The organism is Enterococcus hailinensis (genome assembly GCF_045862035.1).
In the GTDB taxonomy this organism is placed as follows: domain Bacteria; phylum Bacillota; class Bacilli; order Lactobacillales; family Enterococcaceae; genus Enterococcus_A; species Enterococcus_A hailinensis.
Genome location: NZ_BAAFRV010000010.1, coordinates 14,017 through 37,363, shown reverse-complemented (window position 1 = coordinate 37,363; position 23,347 = coordinate 14,017). Strand labels below are relative to the sequence as shown.

The following is a 23,347-nucleotide window of genomic DNA, read 5'->3' as shown; positions in this document are numbered from 1 at the left end:
TCTAAAATTTATGGTTTTAGAACAACTTTGATATTTTTATCGGCTTTTTTATCAAAAATATCATACGCGGATGCTGCTTCTTCTAATGGCATCGTATGTGTAATAATCGCCGTTGGATCAATGTCGCCTTTTTGGATCATTTCGTAGATTTTAGGCATCAAATGAATTACCGGTGCTTGCCCATGTTTCACCGTCACATCTCGCATAAAGAATTCCTGTAATGGATAAGATGAAGCCGGTGTCATATACACTCCAGTGATTTGAAGTGTTCCAAATTTTTTGACTGCTTTAGCTGCCATTTGAATTGGCGAAATCGTACCGCTTTGAAGACTGACTAAATTTTTGGCCTTTTCTTTGGTCGGTTCGATTCCATCCATCCCAACGCAATCAATAATCACATCTGCCCCACCTTTAGTTAGTTCATATAAATCATCTCCACTAGTGGATAGATCATCTAATTGGAAGGTTTCTACTTGATTGTAACTACGGGCTTTATCCAGCCGGTGGGTCACCGGATCCACCGCAATCACACGTTTTGCTCCAGCCATCACAGCAAATTTTTGAGCAAATAATCCAACTGGCCCAGAACCTAAAACAATAACCGTATCGTCTTTTTTGACGCCTGCATTTTGAACACTCCAATAAGCTGTCGGTAAGATGTCGGATAAAAACAATACCTTTTCATCTGCTATTTCTGTATCTGGTACTAAAAAAGAAGTAAAATCCGCAAAGGGAACCCTTAAAAATTCGGCTTGACCTCCCCAGTGATTGCCGTTCAATTTACCAAACCCAAAAAGTCCGCCATAAATTTGATCGGGGTTGGAATTATCGCATTGGCTTTCCATCTCGTGTTGACAAAAATGACAATGTCCACAACCAATATTAAAAGGGATGACGATTCGATCGCCTTTTTTCAAGGTTGTAACTTGAGATCCTACCTCTTCCACGATACCCATTGGCTCATGACCCACGACATAGCCTTCTTCTAATACTGCACCGCCATGATGGTATAGATGTAGATCCGAACCACAAATCGCCGTTGCTGTGATCCGAATGATGGCATCTGTTGGTTCTAAAATCGTTGGATCTGCTACATTCCGAACTTCCATTTTCTGTTTTCCTTGCCAAGTTACTGCACGCATTTAATTTCCTCCTTTGATTAGATCATTTTTAGCACGATGTTCTGCAAATAATTTTCGAAAGTGTCAACCAAATACATATACCTTTGTTTCATTATTAATTGTGGCTTAAAAACGTTCTTTTAGCAAAAAAATTGCTCAAAAAAAGGAATGGCTGATTTTTTTCGGCCATTCCTTTTCATTAGATGCCTTAATTTTAAGGCGTTACATTTTTAATCAGTCTCAATCAATCCGTATTTTCCATCTTTACGACGATAGACAATGCTTGTACCGTTTGTTTCTGCATCTTCAAAGATGAAGAAATTATGGCCTAGCATATTCATCTGTAAAACAGCTTCTTCGCTGCCCATTGGTTTCAATGACAAACGTTTTGTACGAACGATTTCTAATTCAGACTCTTCAGTGTCTTCTACTTCTGCGTTCACTAATACTTCAACGTCACGCTCAGGTACACCTGTTTCGCGCGCTTTGCGATTAATTTTAGTCTTGAACTTGCGGATCTGACGTTCTAATTTATCCACAACCAAATCAATACTTGCATACAAATCTGGTGAAGTTTCTTCCGCACGTAGAACTAAGTAAGGTAATGGAATCGTTACTTCTACTTTAGCTGTTTTTTCTGTATAAACTTTTAAATTAACATAAGCAGTTGCGTCCGGAACATCAGTGAAGTAGCGTTCTAACTTTCCTACTTTCTTTTCAACGTAATTGCGGATAGCCTCTGTAACTTCGATGTTTTCTCCACGAACATTATATCTAAACATACGTATTGCCCCTTTCGTCTTACCAACTGAAGATGGGAGGAAGGACCACTCTTACCTCTTCTTCTTAACACCATTATATCGAATTCTAATCCGTTTGCAAAGTAAATCGCTATCAATTTCATAATTTAAAAAACGCACTTTAACGCGCAAAAGTCAAGCTATTCACCACTTTAGCTCCATTTTTATAAAGTAATTCCGCTCCATGGAGCAATGTTCTTCCAGTCGTGTAAACATCGTCGACTAATAAAACTTTCTGATTTCTAATCTTTTCAGCTGGTTGAATTAAATAAAAAACTTGCGGCATATTTAAACGCGCCACTCGTGTTTTTTCTGATTGAGGTGGCATTTCTTGACGACCTAACAATAGTTGATGCGAACAGCCCGTTATAGCTAAGCAGCCGCTGACTTGATTGAACCCCCTGGAAGAAAAGCGCTCAGCAGAAAGGGGCATCGGGCAAATAATGTATTGTCGATAAGCTTTTAAGCTTTGTTGAAGTTCTGTAGCAAATGCTCCCCGCAAGCGATAATCCCCCTTAAATTTATAAGCAGTAATCCACTCTTTAAAGCCTTCAGTATAAGAAAACAAGGCTTTGTTATTCAATACAAATCCAACTTCTTTTTCCCATTGTTGACAATCATGACAAAGTCCACTAATATCTGGCCGCCCACACCCTGCGCATGCTGAAGCTGGATCGATTTTAGAGAAATATTTTTCACAGTGAAAACAACGAAAACTGCCTGTAATAAAAATTTCTCGCAAGGTATAATTACGTATAAGTATCGTTTGGCAACAACTACAACGCATCGATTAAGCCCTCCGCTAGTGCACGCTGGTTATTCTGCTTGATTTCTTTGATCGCTTGTTTGATAGAATATGTCATTTCACTAGTAACGAATACCACTTCTCCACAACTCGTTTCCCCTTTACGATCCACACGCCCGGCAATTTGAACCAGTGCGGCTTTGGTAAAAATCCGATGTGAGGCTTGCAATACCACAACCGAAATGTTTTCAAAAGTCACTCCTCTTTCTAAAATCGTGGTCGTTAATAACAATTGATACTTTCCTTTACGCATATTCTCTACTTTAACTAAACGTTCTTGATCTTGTGAAAAGACAGTTGTCAAAGAAACCTCCGACATGAGTGTTTTTAAATAATTGCCAAGTTGTTCGATCAAAAAAATATTTGGACAAAACAATAATAGATTGGTTTCTTCTAGCAATGAAAAGAGTCTATCCAAAATTTTTTTAGGCAATTTATTTACCTTCAGCTGACGTTCTAAATTCCAAGAAAAAAGCAATCTCGGCACTGGCAATGGACGACGATGGTAACGTGCCGGCAAATGGTAGCAATGTTCAACTACTTGTTTGATTTCTTTAGAGGGGGTTGCGCTCAAGTAAACTAAACGTCCATCAACTGCCAATGCTCGCTTGACTGCTTGCGCCAAGAAAGGATCGCCCGCATACGGAAAGGCATCGACTTCATCGATGATGATCACATCAAAATAAGCAAAATAACGAAATAATTGATGGATCGTACAAACACTAAATGAATCTCCTTGATCTTTTCTTGTTTGACCATGAAATAAATTGATGGCTTCTTTAGGAAAAGCTTGGCAAAACCGTAAATAAATTTCATTGCAGACATCCACACGGGGTGAAGCAACTGCGATTCGTTCACCATTTTCCAACGTATTTTTTATCAAAGCAAATAAAAGTTCTGTTTTCCCAGCACCGGTCACAGCCCAAAGTAAAAAACGCTTGGCAGGTTGCTGATCAACTACTAATTTTTTTGAGATCTCGGCCTGAGCCGGAGATAGTTTCCCTGACCACTCCAACGTCACTTCACGCGAATTTTGTTTATTGGGCAAAAAATAATATAGAAACTCTTGACTGCTGATACGACCAAGATCGATGCAATAAGGACAGTAGTAAAAATCAGCAGGTAATTTTTCTACTGACAAACTTCCACACCGTTGGCAAAACCATTGGTCATCCCTTTCAATCATCGCCGGTACTCTTCTAGCTGCTTTTAAATCGATCTGAGGATAAAACAATCGCCATTCATTCAGTAATAAGCGCTGACCTAAAATATTCATCATCTTCTTTCGGACTTTTTTTTAAAGGTACGCAGAAGGTATAAGGATGAAAATTTGCAATTGAGATAAAAAAATAGCTAAGCTTAGAGAAGCTTAGCTATAGAACCAATTAGATTTCACTAATTTATTGAAGACGATATATTCTTTGGCTAAATTGACCTGAACTACTTCATAGTTTGCATTGAGCCAACCGTAAGCGCCTTTTTCTGGATGACGATAATCATTGGCCCACCAATCCAAATCTTGTCGTGCTGTTTGCGGCAATCCACTGCGTGGAAAAAGTAATTCATCAAACTGAGTGAACGTTAATGTCACTTGAGAACCATTGTTCATTTTCAAGTAGTGAGTGATGCCATCGTATTTTTTTGCCCGGGTCATCTCTGCACCTCTCCTTTCAAGACACAAGCAGTCTTTAGTTGAAACCTCACCTACTTTTCTCCTATACTATCATTAAGAGACACAAACAAAGCGAGGCAAAAATATGTTGCAAACTTATCGAACCATCAAAGAAGATTATCAACACGAGATCGAAATCAAAAAATCTCGATTTATCTGTTTTTTAAAGCGCATCTCTTCTGAAGAAGAAGCCAAAGAATTCATCCAGCAAATCAAAAAGGAACATTGGAAAGCCAACCATAACTGTAGTGCGTTTGTGCTAGGTGAGCGCAATGAAATCCAACGCTCTTCTGATGATGGTGAACCTAGTGGAACTGCCGGAGTTCCTATCTTAGAAGTTTTGAAAAAAAATGACTTGATCAATGTCTGCGCTGTCGTCACTCGGTATTTCGGCGGGACGAAATTAGGCGCTGGCGGTTTGATCCGTGCTTATTCCGGAGCTACAGCTCAAGCAATTTCGACTGTTGGGATCGTTGAAGGACGATTACAACAAGAAATCATCGTTCAAATCGACTATCAAAACTGGGGAAAATTAGAGAATTTTCTTACGCAGGAAAAAATTGCGGTCAAAGAAACTCAATTTACTGAACAAGTAATGCCTACTTGTATGGTAGATGAGTCTTCAGTCGCAAACTTTGAATCCCAAGTGACTGATTTATTGAATGGACAAGCTCAATTTACGACTGGAGCTGTTACCTACTTTGAACAATTAATCCAAGAAGACTAACTTCTTGGATTATTTTTCTAAATAAAATTCAAATCGACTGCCAACATATTGCGTCCGTACATATTCGAATGGACGTCCATCCGCTAAATAAGAAATTTGGCGCAAACGTAAAATGGCATCACCGCGTTTGACAGCTAAATAATCAGCGATTTGTTCCGAAGCTAAAATAGCAGTCACGGTTTGGTTTGCTTGCCCGATTTCTAATCCTTTTTCTTTTAAAGTATGATAGAAAGATTCCGTAATTTCTTCTTTACTGAATCCCTCGACTAATTCAGCCGGAATACTCGCTTCCTCAAAACAAATTGGTATATCATCCGCATAACGAATCCGTTCCATCCGTAAAACTTGGTCTCCTTTTTCTAAACCCAGTTTTTCAGCTTCACTTGAACTAGCCCGTGAATGAAAGAAAGAGATAGTTTTACTAGATGGCACCTTATTCAAGGACTCCATAATATCGGTAAAACTTGTCGTTCCGCTCATTTTTTCTTGAACTTTTTCACTTGCAACGTACGTTCCGGAGCCAATCTTCCGTTCTAAGATTCCTTCATCAGATAACGTTTGGACCGCTTGACGCAATGTCATCCGGCTCACACCAAATTTCACTGATAAATCACGTTCAGAAGGTAAGCGATCGCCCACTTTCCATAGACCATTTTCAATTTCATGTTTCAATTGATCATGTATTTGAATATAAACAGGCACTTGATTCGCCATGTCTCATCACCTCATTAATTTATTAGTTTCATTATAACTGGTATATACCTAATTCACAACAATAACCGTGTTGTCTGTAATTATTCATAATAATTAAAAAGAGTAGACCTATTTGACAGGTCTACTCTTTTGCTTAATTTTTAACTTCTTCTTTTAGTTGTTTATTGGCTGTTGCCATCATCAAACGGATTCGATTCAATTGGTTAACGATGGAAACACCTGGATCGTAATCGATTGCTGCAATATTGGATTTAGGGTATTGGTGACGTAATTCTTTAATTACCCCTTTACCGACAACGTGGTTTGGTAGACACCCAAATGGCTGCATGCAGACGATATTATTGACACCGGTCTTCAAAAGATCAATCATTTCACCGGTTAAGAACCAGCCTTCACCTGTATGATTTCCGATAGAAAGAATCTTACTAGCATCTTCAGCCAATTGATAAATCGAGTGGATTCCAGTAAAACGTTCTGAAGCACGTAAGGCTTTATCCATTGGTTTTTCGACAACTTCAATTAACTTGATAGCCATTTCAGCAAGATTTTTACTCTTCTTCGGCATCCCCATATTGTCATATTTCCAAATCTGATTATACAGCGAGTAATTCATAAAACCGATCAAATCAGGTACAACTGCTTCAGCACCTTCTTCTTCTAATAAACGAACAATATCATTATTGGCTGTCGGTGAATATTTGACTAAGATTTCTCCCACCACACCGACTTTCGGCTTGATCTCATTTGAAATCGGTACAGTATCAAATGCTTTAACAATTTTTTTCATATTACGATTAAAGATCGTCAAAGAACCATTACGGACGTTACTCTCGACTTTTTTCAACCATTCTTCATGTAAAGCATCGATTTGGCCTTTTTCTAATTCATATGGACGTGTCCGATAAACCACTCGCTCAAATAGATCTCCATAAAGAATCGCTACAACGATCCGTTTTAACATCGGTAACGTAAATTTGAATCCTGGGTTACTTTCCACCCCTTTATTACCTAATGAAACAGAAACAACGGGGACTTGAGGGAAGCCGGCATCATTCAGAGCTTTTCTCAATAATGGGATGTAGTTTGTCGCACGACAACCCCCGCCAGTTTGACTCATCATGACACTTGTATTGTTTAAATCATATTTTCCACTTTCCAAAGCTTCTACTAATTGGCCAATTGAAATGATTGCTGGATAACACGAATCATTATTGACATATTTCAAACCGACATTAACAGCTTCACGATCCATTGCTGGCAAACAAACCACATTATAGCCCGAAGCTTCCAAAGCGATATCAAACAAGCCTGATTGATGGATTGGACTAAGCATTGGCAACAACAAGGTATGCTTTTTACGCATTTCTTTTGTAAAGACGATTTTTTCAGGTTCTTCAAATCGTTTGACTGGTTCATAATTAGATTTATCTCGTTCATTGACCGCTGCTTTTAACGAACGTAAACGAATTCGAATAGCACCTAGATTAGATCCTTCATCGATTTTCAAAACTGTGTAGATTTTTCCATATTGATCCATGATTTCTTCGACTTGGTCCGTTGTTACAGCATCTAAACCACAACCGAATGAATTCAATTGCACCAACTCAAGATTTTTTGTTTTAGCGACTACTCGTGCTGCTGCGTACAGACGAGAATGGTAGACCCATTGATTGACTACACGTAAATTACCTACGTCACTTAAATGAGAAATACTGTCTTCAGTCAAAACATGGAAGCCTTCTTGCGTAATCACTTCTGCGATACCGTGATTGATCTCTGGATCCAAATGATAAGGACGGCCCGAGAGAACGATTCCTCGTTCATTTTTTTGATTTAGCATCAACAACGTTTCTTCACCCTTTTGGCGAATATCTTGTTTGAATGCTTCTAACTCTTCGTAAGCGTGATGCAATGAGTCATCAATTTCATTTTGTGTGATTCCTAGATCTTGGAAGCAACGGCCTAATACTTTCGCTACAGAGGCTTCATTTCCAAGATTTAAATAAGGATTGCGATAATCCACTTTTCCATCGCGAATATCATCAACATTGTTTCGAATAACATCTGGATAACTTTGGACGATTGGACAATTGAAATGGTTATCAGCTTCTTTTGATTCTTCCCGTTCAAATACAACACCAGGATAGAAAATCATTGGTACACCACTATCAATCAACGCTTGGATATGCCCGTGAGCGATTTTGGCTGGGTAACAAGCAGTATCACTAGGAATTGTCTCTATACCTTGTTCATACAGTTCTTTGTTTGAACGAGGAGACAATTTAACTCTAAAGCCTAGATCGCTAAAAAAGGTATGCCATAATGGATAATTTTCATACATGTTCAAGACCCGCGGAATTCCGATTTCTCCACGGACAGCCTCTTTTTTACGCAATGGGCGATACTTGAACAAACGACGGTATTTATAATCAACCAAGTTGACCTTTTTATCTTCACGTTTCACTTTGATCCGCGCACCACGTTCACAGCGATTGCCTGTAATAAATTGACGGCCATCAGAGAACAATGTCACAGTCAACATACAATTGTTTTCACACAACCCACAATGCGTAAATTCTTTTTCTGCTGTAAATGAATCGATTTCCGCTAGTGATAACGTTTCAGTCGTTTCGCCGACTTCATAATTTTCTAACGCAATCAATGCAGCCCCAAAAGCTCCCATCAATCCAGCAATCGATGGACGGACAACTTCACGACCCGTAACCAATTCAAATGCTCTTAAAACAGCTTCATTATAAAATGTTCCACCTTGACAGACGATTTTTTCTCCAAGCTCCTCCGGACGACGAACCTTGATTACTTTATAAATTGCATTTTTTATAACTGAATAAGATAATCCAGCAGAAATATCGCCTACAGAAGCACCTTCTTTTTGTACTTGCTTCACTTTAGAGTTCATAAAGACTGTACAACGAGATCCCAAATCGACAGGACCTTTTGAGTGCAAAGCAGCTTCAGCAAAGTCTTCTACTTTGTAATTCAATGATTTCGCAAATGTTTCAATAAAAGATCCACAGCCAGATGAGCATGCTTCATTCAACTGGATCGAAGATAATGCGCCATCTTTGATCGTCATGGCTTTCATATCTTGGCCACCAATATCTAAAATAAAATCGACACCTGGTTGGAAGTGATTAGCTGCTTTGTAATGAGCCATTGTTTCAACTTCACCAATATCAACCTTCAAAGCGTTTTTGATCAATTGTTCACCATAACCCGTTACAGCAGCTTTGCCGATAAAGACGTTCGCTGGTAGTTGTTGATACAAGTCTTTTAACACGCTCATCGTTGTTTCCAATGGCTGCCCCTGATTATTTCCATAAAAAGAAAATAGTAAGTTGCCATCAGAATCAATTAAGGCAACTTTAGTAGTCGTTGAGCCCGCATCGATCCCTAAAAAAGCCACGCCTTCATGTTGTGCCAAGTCTTTTGTTTTCGCTTGTGCTTGATTGTGGCGTTCACGAAATACTGCTAGATCTTCATCATCTTTAAATAATGGTTCCAACGTATCAGACGGTGATAAATGGCCTTCTTCAGCTGTTGCTAAGCGATGTAATAATTCAGTTAATGAAGAAACTGGTGCTTCTTCCGAATAAAAAGCTGCTCCCATGGCCACAAATAATTGTGGATTTTCTGGAAAAATCACATTTTCAGGAGCAATGTCCAATGTCTCGATAAAACGTTGACGTAATTCAGACATAAAGAACAATGGTCCGCCAAGAAAAGCGATCTTACCTTTGATTTTACGGCCAGCTGCTAAGCCAGCAATGGTTTGATTGACAACCGCTTGGAATATACTCGCTGCGATATCTTCTTTTGCAGCGCCTTCATTGATCAAAGGTTGCACGTCTGTTTTAGCAAAAACTCCACAACGTGATGCAATTGGATAAATTGTTTTATAATTCTTAGCTAATTCGTTAACGCCGTTTGCATCTGTCTTTAGTAAGACAGCCATTTGGTCGATAAAGGCTCCCGTACCACCAGCACAGCTACCATTCATCCGTTGTTCTAATGAACCCTCGAAAAAGGTAATTTTAGCATCTTCTCCTCCTAGTTCAATGGCTACATCTGTTTCTGGAATTACTTCTTCAACTGTGCGTGTACACGCGATAACCTCTTGGACAAAAGGAATCTCTAAGACATCTGCTAATCCCATACCACCAGAACCAGTGATACTCATCGTCATCGCTTGATCTCCAAGAATGTTTTCTGCTTCTTTGAGCACTCGTTCTGTGGCAGCTTTCACATCTGAGAAATGACGTTCATATTTTGCAAAGAGACTTGTATTTTGTTCATCTAAAATGACTAGCTTTACGGTCGTAGAGCCAACGTCGATTCCCGCTCGTAATGTCATAATTATTCCTACCTTCCATTTTTAACAACACCTGTTGATTAAAATACATAGTGTTTGTTATACTACTCACGTATATTCTAAAAAGATTTTAACCTTTATGCAATACGCAAATGCACTTCATCCGTGTGATAAACAACAATCAATAAAGATTTGTTGTTAAATGAAAGGGAAAATTTATGAAAAAGAAAATTGATCTTCGAGTAAAACGAACGCGCAAAATGATCGTAGAAGCTTTTATTCACTTAGTAGAAGAAAAGGGATATGATAACATCACGATTCAAGAAATCGCTGATGAAGCAATGATCAATCGTGCAACTTTTTATTCGCATTTTAAAGACAAACAAGATTTATATGATGCGATTTTCAAGCAAGCTATCGATGCATTCGCAGCTGTATTAGATCCTGATCAGATCGTCCAAGGAAATCGGTTAAAAGTTCGACAAATCGAAATGGTACTTAAAATTATTTATGAACGTATCCAAGAAAATCGAAAATTTTTCTTAACTATCATGGATGCTTCAGGTAATGAAATTCTCCGAAAAAAAATTGCTGAGATTTTAGATATTAAGTATGCGCATATTTTTAATCAACTTAAGATCACCGAGAATGACATTGAAGTTCCTTTAGATTTCATTATCGAATATATGACTTCGATTTTTGTTGGCACACTTCATTGGTGGATCACCAGTGATACCGATATGGATGCTGATGATTTATCAAAACTTGTAGTCAAGCTAGTCGGTAATGGCCATTTGACGATTTTAGGCATTGAAATCGATCATTAAAAAACCGTTCAATTAATGAACGGTTTTTTTTAATGATTTTTTGCTTTCCATTTAATGGTATGACGCGTTGGTCGTAATGTCCGAATTCGTGGCGCTAATTTTTTTTCTTCTTTGGTGATCTCGATTGAATTATCTTTGACTGTATTATAAATTTTGGTTACAGTATCTGTTACCATTTCTTTCATATCATCGATTTTACTCATCTTATTTCCCCCTTCTTTCCAATTGCATAAGTCATTTCTTTTACTGTAGCTCAATTCTGGTTCAGCTTCAAGTTAGAAACATTTTTGAATAAAAAAATAAGACGTCTTCACGTCTTATCTTTTTTATATTACTGGGGTAGCTGGATTCGAACCAACGCATGAGGGAGTCAAAGTCCCTTGCCTTACCGCTTGGCTATACCCCAATGGTGGAGGAGAGTGGATTCGAACCACTGAACCCTAAGGAACGGATTTACAGTCCGTCGCGTTTAGCCACTTCGCTACTCCTCCAAGAGGTTTTTATTATTTAAAAACCTGACTCAGTTATAATACCGAATATTTCAAAAAAATGCAAGTACTTTTTTGAAAAAATTATTCATGTAAATTCCAATTGCGAATCAATGCTTCGATTCCATCATCCAATGTCTTAAAACCGCCTAGCAAATGGTCGTCTGCATACGTTTGAAAAACTTTATTTTCAGGAATAATCTCACCAATTAATTTTTTTCCAATCACTAATTGAGTCACTGTTTCTTTATTTCCATTGATTGAACGTTCTTCTTCTTTGATCTGAACTTGAATATCTTTGTTTTTTTTAGACATAACTTTCACACCACCTGCAGATAGTTTATCATATTCCAAAAGAAAAGGACAACTGCTTTACGCGCGTTGTCCTTAGATCATCATTAAGGATTTGTGACTGCTGCACGACGCACATCATAGCCATTGTCTGTCAATAGCTGTTTGATTTTATCGGCTTCTTTACTTTGCAAATGAATTTCTAAAATCGTAGCATGCTCTTGATGATCGACTACAACATTTAAAATACTATACTCATTGTCAGCTAAAAGCTTGGCCACCGATGCTAAAACACCTTTTTTATCCTCTAAAATCTTCAATTGAAGACGCGTGCCACCTTCGTGATAACCCGTTAATTTTAGAAACGCATCGAAGATATCATTATTAGTAATAATTCCGACCAATCGCTCGCCCTCTAACACTGGTAGCACGTTGATTTTATTGTGACGCATTAAATAGATCGCATCCTCTAATTCTGCATCAGGTTCAACCGTTTTAACATCTTTGATCATCACATCTGCTACAACTGTTTTATTCAATAGATAATTCACTTCATGGACACTTAAGCTCGTTGCTTTTGACGGTAGTGCTTCCTGAATTATTCCTTCCGTGATCAACCCAACTAATTGATCCTTATCCACTACAGGTAATCTGTGAATATCATACTTTTTCATTAAATCAATAGCATCAAAAATTTTAGTATCTGATGGTACTGTGACTAATTCTGCGGTCATAAAATCTTTTACACTCATTTTTTTATCCTCCTAGATAAGCTTTCTTCACTTCTTCACTTTCTAGCAATTCTTTTCCCGTTCCCGATAACACGACTTTACCCGTTTCTAAAACATATCCGCGATCCGCAATCGACAGTGCCATCTTAGCATTCTGTTCAATCAATAAGACAGTCGTCCCTTGCTTTTGGATTTCTTGGATAATATTAAAAATTTCTTTAATGAAGATTGGTGCAAGTCCCATTGATGGTTCATCTAGTAATAATAAGCGTGGTTTAGACATCAATGCTCGGCCCATTGCTAGCATTTGCTGTTCACCACCAGATAATGTGGAGGCATCCTGACTCAAGCGTTCTTTCAGAATCGGAAATTTTTCATAAATATGGTCATAATCTTTTTGCGTATCTCCGTCTTTTCGTAAATAAGCTCCCATTTCTAAGTTTTCTAAGACCGTTAAACCAGAAAAGACATGGCGCCCTTCTGGAACTTGAGAAATTCCTTGTGCAACAATTTTTCTAGGAGCTTTCTTTTGAATCGGCTGTCCCTCGAAGGTGATTGTTCCATTCGATGGTTGATTTAAGCCAGAGATCGTTCTTAAGATCGTTGTTTTACCCGCACCATTGGCTCCGATCAATGAAACGATCTCGCCTTGATTGACTTCAAAACTAACATCTCTTACCGCTTGGATCATGCCGTAATGCACCGAAAGATTTTCGATTTTCAACATTATAGCTCACCTCCAAGATAGGCTTTGATTACTTCGGGATTATTTTTGATTTCTTCAGGTACCCCTTCTGCTAAGATGCGACCATACTCTAATACATAGATTCGTTCACAAACATCCATGACTAGACTCATATCATGCTCAATCAACAAAATCGTAATTTTGAATTCTTCTTGGATTTTACGAATCAAGATCGTCAGTTCCGCGGTTTCTTGAGGATTCATACCAGCGGCTGGTTCATCTAAAAATAAAATCTTTGGTTTCGTCGCTAATGCTCGAACGATTTCTAGTCGACGTTGTTCTCCATACGGAAGATTTTTTGCTAAATTTTCAGCTTTATCTTGAAGATCAAAAATTTTCAGTAAGGCCAATGCTTCTTCTCGTAAAGTCTCTTCCTGATTGTAAAAGGCTGGCAATCTAAGGATACTAGAAAGAAAGCCTTCTTTATTTTTACTATTCATCGCAATCAAGACATTGTCTAAGACCGTTAAATCTTTGAATAAACGAATATTTTGAAACGTTCGGCTTAGACCTAGATCAGCGATTGCATAGGGTTTTTGACCATTCAATCGGTGCTCTTTCCCCTCTGATTTTAACAACACATCTCCCTCACTTGGTTCATAAACACCTGTGATTAAGTTAAACAATGTCGTTTTACCCGCACCATTGGGACCGATCAATCCGACTAATTGGTTTTCTTCTAATGCGATATTAACATTGGAGACAGCTGCCAAGCCGCCAAAGTTTTTAGTTAAGTCTTTAATTTCTAACAGAGGCATCTCGGTCATCTCCTTTTTTGAACTTAGTAAAGATTTTTTTCACTGATAATTCTTTCGTGCCTAATAAACCACCTGGTTTGAAAATCATCAAAATAATCAATGCCAATGCGTAAATGATCATACGTAAAGTTCCAAAATCTTGAAGGTACATATTGATGATTCCTAAAAGAATCGCTGCAATCACTGTACCAGTAATACTGCCGATTCCACCTAATACTACAAGGATCAAAATATCTACAGATTTAGTGAACGCAAAGTCTTTAGGGGCAATCGATTGTAAATAACCGGCATAAAGAGATCCCGCAATACTAGCAGTCATTGCTCCAAAGGCGAAAGCCATCACTTTATATTTAGTCGTATTGACACCCATTGATTCTGCAGCAATCTCATCCTCACGAATCGCCATTGTTGCTCGGCCAGCGCCAGAACGAATGTAATTGACAATAAATAGCGTAGTAATAGCCACAAATCCATAGACCATCTGCCAATCAACGAACGGTTGAATCCCAAACAAGCCTGAAGGTCCATTGGTAATATCTTTAAAATTGATCAATAAAATACGGATAATTTCTGCTACACCAAGGGTTGCGATTGCTAAATAATCACCGCTTAGACGCAATGTTGGAATACCCACGGCTACTGCGACGATTCCCGCAATAATCACACCAACGGCCATTCCTAAGAAAAAGCCCGCATAAGTTGGCATACTCATTGAGACTAAGGCTGCTCCATAAGCACCGATTGCCATAAAGCCCGCATGACCTAAAGAAAATTGTCCTGAAAACCCAATAATCAGATTTAATCCAACTGCTAAAATAATATTGATTCCGATCTGAACCAATACATTATCTAAAAATAGATTGACCATGCCTGCAGAATACGCAATATAAAGCGCAGCATATCCTAGCACAATTAAAGCCAGCCAAATCAAATTGTATTTTAAATTCTTTTTCATTTGATTCACCTACACTTTCTCTTTCACATGTTTTCCTAGAATACCCGCCGGACGGATCAATAAAATCAAAATCAGTACAGCATATACTACAGCATCTTTAAAGTCAGAGAAGCCCAGGGCTGTTGTGATCGTTTCAATCAAGCCAATCACAAATCCTCCAATTGCTGCACCAGGTATAATACCGATTCCGCCAAGTACTGCTGCGATAAATGATTTCAATCCGGGCATATATCCCATCATCGGATCGATCGAGTTGTAATACAAACCGATCATCATTCCGCCAGCTGCCGCTAAGGCTGAACCTAAGGCGAAAGTAAATGAAATCGTACGATTCACATCAATTCCCATTAATTGTGCCGCATCTGTATCGACACTTACTGCGCGCATCGCTTTCCCCATTTTTGTTTTTTGTACAATCAGATTTAAAGCAATCATCAAGAATAATGACAACCCTAAAATCAATAATTGAATATTTGAAACACTCAAAAAGCCGATTTTATACACATGCATCTCGATGACTTGCGGAAACGGTCTAGTTGATGAACTAAAAAAGTAAATCATCGTATTTTGTAAAAGATACGAAACACCGATTGCTGTAATCAAAGCTGCGATCCTTGTTGAATTTCTCAATGGTCGATAAGCTAGAAACTCAATAACAACACCTAATATCGCACTGCCGATCATTGACAGAATCAAGGCTGGAAAAAAGCCCATATTGAATTGATTAATCAAAAAGTAGCCAATAAATGAACCAATCATATAAATTTCACCATGAGCAAAGTTAATCAATTTGATAATTCCATAAACCATGGTGTAACCTAAGGCCATCAGTGCGTAGACACTTCCGAGAAAAAGGCCGTTGACGATTTGCTGAATAAATACTTCCATCTTTATCACATCACTTTTCTAAAAAATAGAGTGGTCAAAGGACCTTGATTTTTAAAAAGGAGCATGCCAACAAGTATTGGCACACCCCCTTGTCTGCTTTTTCTGAGTAATTATGGATTTACAGTTTCAGCAGAAGATTCTTTTCCATCTGTTAGACCAAGTACAACCGCTGATTTCACTGGGTTATGCTCATCGTCCATTGTGATCTTACCAGTAACACCTTCAAAATCTTTTAGTTCTGCCAAGCCTTTGTTGATCGCTGCAGGTGTTGCTTTTCCTTGATCTTCAATTGCTTGTTTGATCATGTAGACTGCATCGTATGCCAAAGCATTGAATGAAGACGGCTGTGTTCCGTATTTTTCTTCAAAAGCTTTTACAAATGGTTCAACTTTATCTGTTGCTGGTGCTTTTGTTGAAAAGTGTCCAGTGTAATAAACATTGTTTACATTGCTAGCACCGGCTGTTTCAACTAATTTTTCATCTCCAAAACCATCTGCACCAATAATCGGTTGTTCAATCCCCATTTCACGTGCCTGTTTGATGATCAAACCAGCTTCTGTGTAATAACCTGGGATATAGATGACATCGAAATCTTTACCTTTGATTTTTGTTAACATCGCTTGGAAATCTTTATCACCAGCCGTAAAGTTTTCTTCTGCAACAATTTTACCTTTATATGTTTTTTTGAAGGCCTTAGTCAATCCAATTGCATAATCACTAGAATTATCACCCAAGATTACAGCCTTTTCAGCTTTCAAATTTTCTTCCGCATATTTCGCTAATACAATACCTTGGAAACTATCTTGGAAACATGCCCGATAGATGTAATCTTGAACTTTTCCATTTTGGACAGTGATTGCATCATCAGTTCCAGAAGGCGTTACTGCTGGAACTTTCGCTTTAGACAAGTTTGGTAAGGTTGCTTTCGTTGCTCCGGACGTTGCCGGTCCAACAATAGCTACTACATTATCTTTTGTCGTTAAATTAGCAGTAACAGAAGCTGCTTCATTATTATCTGATTTATTATCTTTTGAAACATATTCGATTTTTTTACCATCGATTCCGCCATCTTTATTGATTTGCTCGACGGCTAATTTAGCTCCTTCATTTTCAGCCTCGCCATACGCAGCGATGGCACCTGATAATTCAAAGTTTCCGCCGATTTTAATCGTTTTTGCATCCTCACTACTACTATTATCGCTGGCTTTAGGAGCCCCACAAGCACCAAATAAGAACAACCCTGCTGCTAGTGCAGCCAATGTCCGTTTCTTCATTCCTTTTCCTCCCTAATAAATCAATTATAGTTTGTTAAGATAATAAAGAATATATATGAAAAAACTCTCACTGTCAATTAAATTTTCTGAATATTTTAACTATTGCCAATAATCAAATAACTATTAGCGCTTACATTGAATGTTGGTTGGATGAAATGAAAAAAGCTTTAGCTATTATTAGCTAAAGCAATAATTAGTTGTTCATTTGAGGATACTTAGGTTCTTCCTGATCTGTCTTATTTTTACGTAAAGAAAAAGTTGTAGGAACATAATCCAAACCACCTTTTGCAAATGGCTGGCAGCGCAAGATCCGAGATATTCCCATTAAAAATCCTTTAGGTGCTCCATGGACTTGAACGGCTTTGATCATATAACTAGAACAACTTGGATAATAACGACAAGATGGTGGAAATAAAGGCGAGATGAAACGCTGATATCCTCGCACTAAAAATATAATACTTCTTCCTATTAGATTCATGGACTTCCCTCTTATTCTCTTTCGTACAGCAATCAAAATTGGATAAATTATCGATATAAAAAAGAATGCACCTAAAAGGCACACTCTTTGATTGTATTATTGTTTAATGAACAAAGTCTAAAATATGACGCCAGACATCAGGAAATAAAACTTTAAATGGATTGCCTCCGCCCATTACGCCGTAACCGATCATGCTACCAATAATAAACAGCACGACACCAGCCAGTAAAATAGCTACGATTCGGATAAGGTTTCGTAAAATATGTTCACTTGAACTCATAGATACACTCCTTAAGCTAAAACAGTTGTTTTATCAGCTACTTTTTTACCATCCGTATCAACACGTTCAACATCTGCACCTAATAATTGCAATTTTTTATGGAATTGATAATAACCCCGGTCTAAATATTTTAAATTGCGAACACGCGTGATTCCCTTTGCACGCAAGCCAGCCAAGATTAAGGCAGCTGCAGCACGTAAATCTGTTGCATAAACTTCTGCTCCTTGTAAATCGGCTGATCCTTGGATCAAAGCAACATTATTATCGATTTTAACTTGAGCATTCATACGACGCATTTCTTCTAAATGTTGGAAACGATTTTCAAAGACTGTTTCTGTCGTTGTACTGATCCCTTCAGCAACTGCTTGGATAGCGGTCATCTGTGCTTGCATATCTGTTGGAAAGCCTGGGTGTGGCATTGTCTTCACATCTGTTGCTTTGATCGTTTTTGGTCCGATTACTCGTAGACCCTCGTTTTCTTCACTGATCGTTACACCCATTTCGATCAATTTAGAAATAAGAGGACGATTGTGTTCAGGAATAGCTCCATCAATCAATACGTTACCTTCTGTCATCGCTGCAGCCACCATGAATGTTCCAGCTTCGATCCGGTCTTGAACGATTGGATGAGCTACCGCATGTAATCGTTCTACCCCTTCGATACGCATTGTTTCTGTACCAGCACCATAAATGTTTGCGCCCATTTTGTTTAAGAAATTGGCTAAGTCAACGATTTCAGGTTCGCGAGCAACGTTTTCAATGATTGTTGTTCCTTTAGCTTTTACAGCTGCCATCATAATATTTTGTGTTGCTCCAACACTTGGGAAATCTAAATAAATCGTATCACCGATCAATTCGTCTGCAATAGCTTCAATATAGCCATTTTTTTGAATAATTTTTGCACCTAACGCTTGGAATCCTTTTAAATGTAGATCGATTGGACGTTTACCAATTGCACAACCACCAGGCATCGCAACTTTTGCATGACCATTTCGAGCTAACAATGGACCCATCACAACGATTGATGCACGCATTTGACTGACATATTCATAGGGTGCTTCCACATTCAATTGACGAGTCGCATTTACTGTAATTTCTTTCTTCTCTTCATCGAAATCTACATCTGTATTAAGATAACGAATAACTTGATTCATAGTAAAAACATCTGATAAAACAGGAACATTGCTTAATGTAGTAGTTCCTTCTTCTGCTAATAATGTAGCTGCTAAAATAGGTAAGACGGCATTTTTTGCGCCTTCAATATGTACGGTTCCTTTTAATTGCTTACCACCACGAACGATGATTTCTTCCATTGTATTCCCTCCAAAAAAACTAGTCGACTTCACGTATATGTACCTTAGTTAAATGTCAAAAAAATATTTTTACATAGCATGATGATTTCTAAAAAGAACGTACTGCAGGTAAAGCCAATTGCGATCGCCAACATAGTGATTGCAATACGGATTTGCGTCTCTTTAAGTGGTCGAAACAGCGTATCTACTCGTAAGGACCTTAACGCCCAAAAAGCTAAATAAATAAACGAAAAATGTGAAACAATTCTAACGATAGCATCAATTCCATATACTTGCATCATTCTTTTCCTTTCAAGAAAATCAACAGTTGGATTATATCACAGTTTTACATAAAGAAGAATAGTTTGTCTCGCTATCAGACTTCATAAAAATTTTTAAAAAACTTAAATAATAAAAAAAGATAATTATTGATGCTTAAATAGCCGGTTTGTCAAAAATACAAAAAAAAAAGATTGTTTCAACAATTGAAACAATCTATATTTACCATTTAATTGGCTGTATTTTCAATGGTGACCTTATTTTTAATGACGCCTTCTTCATAGAATAAGTCAGCAATCGCTTGTTGTTCATCTAAAATTGCTTGATTGATTGTTGTTAACCCATAGGTACGAAGTTCTACCATTTTCTTAACGATTTGATTAGACAAATTTAGCGCTTTGCTCAACATCGAAATAAGTTTCGTATGATTTTGATTGGCCCATTCCATATCATTGCTCATATATTCGACTAGATATTTAGAAATATCTGTATGGTTTTCGGCATACTCACTAGCTGCAACGATATATTCGCGATTATTACTGATGCCATTATTTCCAATTATTAGTAATGTAGCGTCTTGTTTGACCTCAGCAGTAGCAGTCATTGGATCCCAAGTCGCCCAAGCAGCCACTTTCCCTTTTGAAAAAGCCGCACTTGCATCAGAAGAGTCTAAATTTACCAAATCGACTTCATCACTTGAGATTCCTGCTTTTTTTAACGCATTTCGAACAAAATATTCTGAACTTGTTCCTTTTGTGTAAGCAATTTTTTTACCTTTTAAATCATTTAAAGAAGTAATCCCAGAATCTTTAGCCACTAAAATACCAGACCCGTTTGACCGAGTTGAACCGGCTGCGATATAGCTTAGCTTTGTGCCATTTGCCTGCGCAACGACTGGCGGCGTATCTCCCAAACGAGCATAATCTACTTTCCCCGCTTTAACAGCCTGCATCAAAGAAGAACCATCTTGGAATTCTTTCCAAATAATTTTATACCCTTTGGCTTTCATCTTTTTTTTCAAAGACACCACGTTCTTTTGAAATATCCATCATATCTGCCTTTTGATAACCTAAAGTTACTTTAGTCAATGAGGTCGCTTCGCCAGAGACCTGTCGAAATCCCATATAAGCTATGCCGATCCAAAAAAGAACTAAAATATTTAATCCCCATTTACGCACTCGCTGTTTCATTTTCCACCCTCTCACTGATTTTTGTTTGAATGATTTCTTTCAGCTTTGCTCGGATAACTTTTCCCGTTGGATTTGTAGGAAATTCTTTCACAAATTCTACCCGTGTTGGACGTTCATAACGTGCCAGCTTACGTTCGGAATAATCAAAAATTGCTTGTCGCTGCTTAGCTTCACTGATACCGCTTGCTCGACTGATAACAACCGCGGTTACTTCTTCACCATATAAAGGATCATCTAGTCCTACCACGGCTATCTGTGCAATAAAAGAAAGTTTATTCAATGCACCTTCGACTTGCACTGGCGCGATTTTTTCTCCTCCCCGATTGATCATTTCTTTTTTACGACCTTTGATGTATAAATACCCCTCTTCATCAAAATAACCAAGATCACCAGTCAAAAACCATTCTCCAAAGAAGGAAGTCGGATTAGGATCTAAATAATCTGTGATCACATGATCGCCTCTTACAGCTATCTCACCCAGTTGTTGACTGTCTTCGATTAATTCTGTACCATCAAAAATCTTGATTTCTGTTCCGTAAGGTTTTCCTACAGAGCCTGCTTTCGGTGCATCATGAGGATTGATCGCAACTTGACTAGCTCCTTCGGTCAAACCATAGCCTTCAATTACTGGAACATCAAAGACCGTTTGAAATTCTTCTAATTTGTTTTTTGGTAAAGAAAAAGATGCACTTCTGATAAAGCGTAGTTGCAATTTTTTTTGATATTTTTGATATTCTTTTTGCGCAGAAAGATTCATTAAAAGAATGCTGATAATAGTAGGTACAACTGAGGCCCATGTCACTTGATTGTCTGCGACTTGCTGCCAAAATTGGTGTGCACTGAATTTTTTTGCTACCAATAATCGGCCATCAGTTAAACGTGTAGCCAAAATCGAAATCACTTGAGCATTAATATGGAACATTGGCATCGTTACAAGCGTCGTATCCCTTTCAGTCAATTGATGCCCGTTAGCAATATGTTTAGCGCCGTTAAATAACTGTTCATGTGTTAATCCGACTCGTTTTGGTTTTCCCGTTGTGCCTGAAGTATTCATCACCAAAGCTAAATTAGCTTCGCTCAGTTTCCCCACTGGCGAAGTAGTTCTTAGCGCCAATTTTTCTTTATCACCATAGATAGTTAATTGCTTTCTTGAAAGTTGGCTCGTAATCGATACGAATACTGTTTGTTTCAAGTTGATTTGTTCACCAATGATTACTCCGACACAGTGGTGAATTTGATATTCATCCAACAATTGATCAACTGGTGTCGATTCTGAGACTGGATGAACGATAACACCTTGTTGCCATAACGCTTGTAGAATGGCTGGATAAACACTGCTGTTTTCTAAACTAACTAAAACCATATCCTGATAACCAATTTTTAATTCTGTTAATTGTTGTGTGATCCTTTTTACATCTTCAGCAAATTCTTGTTTACTGATCCACGTCTTGTCAGTTACTTCTTTAATGAAATCATCCATCGGTTGATTTTTTAATTGTTGATTGAGTTTATTGGTTAACTTTGTCATGTACGAACACTTCCTTAACTAAATATCGACGTTTTTGAGGACGGCCGATTAAACGTCCAAATGGTGGTACTTTATAACAGAAATAGGCGATTCCAAATGAAATGAGCCATACAAATAGATAGCCGATTGGTACTAGTAATATAAAGCCCCAAGCTGGCAAGAAGGTTAAACGACTAAGAATCATTTTTAAAATTGTTAATGGGATTGTTTGAGCCAAATACAGTCCAAACGAAACTTTAGCGATCAAATTGATTTTAGCTGTTACTTGTTCAGCCATTTTATTTCTTACCTTTGCATAATGTAAACCAATCAAAAAGACTGCTGCTACCATTGAAATGGCATAGAAAAGCATATATGGTTGATGGATGCTCATTGTTTTAGCAGCACTTAGTTTTAAAATATCACGATTGAAATAATATAGTCCGACAGTTCCAATTGCTAGGAGTACAGCTAATGAGCCGATCCACTTTTGATATTTTTTTATTCTGCTAGTTACTTGTTGATAGTGGATTGCTGTATAAGCTCCCATTGTAAAATAAATTTGATAAACAAAGAAATTCATTCCATAAGAACGGAAGATAAACCACCAATTGCTAGTATCTACCACAGGCAATTCATATTTGATCAAAAAAAGTAGGCTTAACTGAAGCATGAAACTGATCAATAAAATGATATTGTGCTCTTTGGGGAACCGTTTGAATAATTTTACTAACAGCGGAAAAAGTAAATATAGCTGAAACGTTACATATACATAATAGAGATAAAAATGATTACCATGAATCAATGCATCCACTAATTCATTGAAAAAATTTCCTTTTGAAAAGAGAGTTCCTGCTACCCCTTCAGTAAACAGTAACAATAAGATATTCCAAGCTATATAAGAAAAACCAACACTAGAATAACGTTTTTTCCAGAAAGCCAACCAACTATTTTCTTTGTCGTAATAATTCAAAAACAATACTAACCCTGTCATAAACATGAAACCCATTCTAGTAAAATGAAGGGACAAATGTGTCGCCTGTAAAACAGTTTTACTAATTGATGCAGGCATAGCATTGGAAAAAGCCGTTGTCACATGATTTAAGAGTACTCCTGAAATAAAAATGATTCTCATCAAATCAACTTCATACAGATATGGCCGCTGTTTATTCGTGCGTTTTGCTGTATCCAT

General features: G+C 37.8%; 23 protein-coding genes, 2 tRNA genes and 1 pseudogene. 2 read left to right on the top strand and 24 right to left on the bottom strand.

Annotated elements, in window-relative coordinates:
* Window positions 1-8 precede the first annotated feature (8 nt).
* The 5 genes from ACKTSC_RS08655 to ACKTSC_RS08635 all read right to left on the bottom strand — a co-directional run bounded on the left by ACKTSC_RS08655 (window position 9) and on the right by ACKTSC_RS08635 (window position 4,380).
* A complete protein-coding gene (locus ACKTSC_RS08655; protein ID WP_332581477.1) occupies window positions 9-1,142 on the bottom strand; it encodes an alcohol dehydrogenase catalytic domain-containing protein in 1,134 nt (377 codons plus the stop codon).
* Window positions 1,143-1,351: 209 nt separating this feature from the next.
* Window positions 1,352-1,903 carry a ribosome hibernation-promoting factor, HPF/YfiA family gene (hpf, locus tag ACKTSC_RS08650; protein ID WP_332581476.1) on the bottom strand — a complete coding sequence of 184 codons (552 nt, stop codon included), beginning with the start codon at window positions 1,901-1,903 and terminating at the stop codon, window positions 1,352-1,354.
* A gap of 139 nt (window positions 1,904-2,042) precedes the next feature.
* Entirely contained in the window at window positions 2,043-2,708 is a 666-nt protein-coding gene (locus tag ACKTSC_RS08645; RefSeq protein WP_407857374.1) for a ComF family protein, read from the bottom strand.
* Window positions 2,698-4,005, bottom strand: coding sequence for a DEAD/DEAH box helicase family protein (locus ACKTSC_RS08640; RefSeq protein WP_407857373.1), 1,308 nt, complete (start codon window positions 4,003-4,005; stop codon window positions 2,698-2,700). Before ACKTSC_RS08640 ends, ACKTSC_RS08645 begins: the two co-directional genes overlap by 11 nt.
* Before the next feature lie 90 nt (window positions 4,006-4,095).
* The gene (locus tag ACKTSC_RS08635) at window positions 4,096-4,380 is read right to left on the bottom strand and encodes a DUF7662 domain-containing protein (protein ID WP_332581473.1); all 285 of its coding nucleotides are present in this window, start codon (window positions 4,378-4,380) and stop codon (window positions 4,096-4,098) included.
* A gap of 103 nt (window positions 4,381-4,483) precedes the next feature.
* Between ACKTSC_RS08635 and ACKTSC_RS08630 the strand changes: the two genes are divergently transcribed.
* Complete coding sequence (locus tag ACKTSC_RS08630; RefSeq protein ID WP_332581472.1) at window positions 4,484-5,125, top strand: YigZ family protein; 642 nt, start codon at window positions 4,484-4,486, stop codon at window positions 5,123-5,125.
* Window positions 5,126-5,134: 9 nt separating this feature from the next.
* Here ACKTSC_RS08630 and ACKTSC_RS08625 read toward each other — a convergent pair whose 3' ends face one another.
* Together ACKTSC_RS08625 and ACKTSC_RS08620 are read right to left on the bottom strand one after the other, a co-directional pair.
* Complete coding sequence (locus ACKTSC_RS08625; RefSeq protein WP_407855494.1) at window positions 5,135-5,839, bottom strand: GntR family transcriptional regulator; 705 nt, start codon at window positions 5,837-5,839, stop codon at window positions 5,135-5,137.
* A 133-nt stretch (window positions 5,840-5,972) separates the two neighbouring features.
* On the bottom strand, window positions 5,973-10,214 hold the full coding sequence (locus ACKTSC_RS08620; RefSeq protein WP_407857372.1) for an acyl-CoA dehydratase activase-related protein: 4,242 nt from the start codon (window positions 10,212-10,214) through the stop codon (window positions 5,973-5,975).
* Between the two features lie 176 nt (window positions 10,215-10,390).
* Here ACKTSC_RS08620 and ACKTSC_RS08615 point away from each other — a divergent pair, with 176 nt between their 5' ends.
* Window positions 10,391-10,999: a TetR/AcrR family transcriptional regulator gene (locus tag ACKTSC_RS08615; protein WP_407855496.1), complete on the top strand. Its 609-nt coding sequence runs from the start codon at window positions 10,391-10,393 to the stop codon at window positions 10,997-10,999.
* Between the two features lie 29 nt (window positions 11,000-11,028).
* Here ACKTSC_RS08615 and ACKTSC_RS08610 read toward each other — a convergent pair whose 3' ends face one another.
* From ACKTSC_RS08610 to ACKTSC_RS08530, 17 genes and pseudogenes are all read right to left on the bottom strand, one after another.
* Window positions 11,029-11,202 (bottom strand): hypothetical protein, encoded by a 174-nt coding sequence (locus ACKTSC_RS08610; protein ID WP_407855497.1) that lies wholly within the window; start codon window positions 11,200-11,202, stop codon window positions 11,029-11,031.
* A gap of 131 nt (window positions 11,203-11,333) precedes the next feature.
* A tRNA-Gln gene (locus ACKTSC_RS08605) sits at window positions 11,334-11,405 on the bottom strand.
* Between the two features lies 1 nt (window position 11,406).
* A tRNA-Tyr gene (locus ACKTSC_RS08600) sits at window positions 11,407-11,490 on the bottom strand.
* 81 nt (window positions 11,491-11,571) lie between these two features.
* Window positions 11,572-11,802: a DUF2969 domain-containing protein gene (locus ACKTSC_RS08595; RefSeq protein WP_332580791.1), complete on the bottom strand. Its 231-nt coding sequence runs from the start codon at window positions 11,800-11,802 to the stop codon at window positions 11,572-11,574.
* Between the two features lie 83 nt (window positions 11,803-11,885).
* On the bottom strand, window positions 11,886-12,530 hold the full coding sequence (locus tag ACKTSC_RS08590) for a CBS and ACT domain-containing protein (protein WP_332580792.1): 645 nt from the start codon (window positions 12,528-12,530) through the stop codon (window positions 11,886-11,888).
* Between the two features lie 4 nt (window positions 12,531-12,534).
* Window positions 12,535-13,236 (bottom strand): ABC transporter ATP-binding protein, encoded by a 702-nt coding sequence (locus tag ACKTSC_RS08585; protein WP_332580793.1) that lies wholly within the window; start codon window positions 13,234-13,236, stop codon window positions 12,535-12,537.
* On the bottom strand, window positions 13,236-14,012 hold the full coding sequence (locus tag ACKTSC_RS08580; RefSeq protein ID WP_407857371.1) for an ABC transporter ATP-binding protein: 777 nt from the start codon (window positions 14,010-14,012) through the stop codon (window positions 13,236-13,238). Before ACKTSC_RS08580 ends, ACKTSC_RS08585 begins: the two co-directional genes overlap by 1 nt.
* Window positions 13,993-14,967: a branched-chain amino acid ABC transporter permease gene (locus ACKTSC_RS08575; RefSeq protein WP_407855502.1), complete on the bottom strand. Its 975-nt coding sequence runs from the start codon at window positions 14,965-14,967 to the stop codon at window positions 13,993-13,995. Before ACKTSC_RS08575 ends, ACKTSC_RS08580 begins: the two co-directional genes overlap by 20 nt.
* A gap of 9 nt (window positions 14,968-14,976) precedes the next feature.
* Entirely contained in the window at window positions 14,977-15,855 is an 879-nt protein-coding gene (locus ACKTSC_RS08570) for a branched-chain amino acid ABC transporter permease (protein ID WP_071857505.1), read from the bottom strand.
* A 110-nt stretch (window positions 15,856-15,965) separates the two neighbouring features.
* Window positions 15,966-17,129, bottom strand: a complete 1,164-nt coding sequence (locus ACKTSC_RS08565; RefSeq protein ID WP_407857370.1) for an ABC transporter substrate-binding protein — start codon at window positions 17,127-17,129, stop codon at window positions 15,966-15,968.
* Window positions 17,130-17,322: 193 nt separating this feature from the next.
* The gene (gene yidD / locus ACKTSC_RS08560; RefSeq protein WP_332580797.1) at window positions 17,323-17,607 is read right to left on the bottom strand and encodes a membrane protein insertion efficiency factor YidD; all 285 of its coding nucleotides are present in this window, start codon (window positions 17,605-17,607) and stop codon (window positions 17,323-17,325) included.
* A gap of 103 nt (window positions 17,608-17,710) precedes the next feature.
* Entirely contained in the window at window positions 17,711-17,887 is a 177-nt protein-coding gene (locus tag ACKTSC_RS08555) for a DNA-directed RNA polymerase subunit beta (protein WP_407857369.1), read from the bottom strand.
* Between the two features lie 11 nt (window positions 17,888-17,898).
* Window positions 17,899-19,200: a UDP-N-acetylglucosamine 1-carboxyvinyltransferase gene (murA, locus tag ACKTSC_RS08550; RefSeq protein ID WP_407857368.1), complete on the bottom strand. Its 1,302-nt coding sequence runs from the start codon at window positions 19,198-19,200 to the stop codon at window positions 17,899-17,901.
* A gap of 44 nt (window positions 19,201-19,244) precedes the next feature.
* Window positions 19,245-19,478, bottom strand: coding sequence for a DUF1146 family protein (locus ACKTSC_RS08545; protein ID WP_332580844.1), 234 nt, complete (start codon window positions 19,476-19,478; stop codon window positions 19,245-19,247).
* Between the two features lie 209 nt (window positions 19,479-19,687).
* Window positions 19,688-20,648 (bottom strand): annotated as a pseudogene (locus ACKTSC_RS08540) (aliphatic sulfonate ABC transporter substrate-binding protein).
* Window positions 20,629-22,176, bottom strand: a complete 1,548-nt coding sequence (locus tag ACKTSC_RS08535) for an AMP-binding protein (protein ID WP_407857367.1) — start codon at window positions 22,174-22,176, stop codon at window positions 20,629-20,631. Before ACKTSC_RS08535 ends, ACKTSC_RS08540 begins: the two are co-directional and overlap by 20 nt.
* Window positions 22,157-23,347 carry an acyltransferase gene (locus ACKTSC_RS08530; RefSeq protein ID WP_407857366.1) on the bottom strand — a complete coding sequence of 397 codons (1,191 nt, stop codon included), beginning with the start codon at window positions 23,345-23,347 and terminating at the stop codon, window positions 22,157-22,159. The genes ACKTSC_RS08535 and ACKTSC_RS08530 overlap by 20 nt, the downstream gene beginning before the upstream one ends.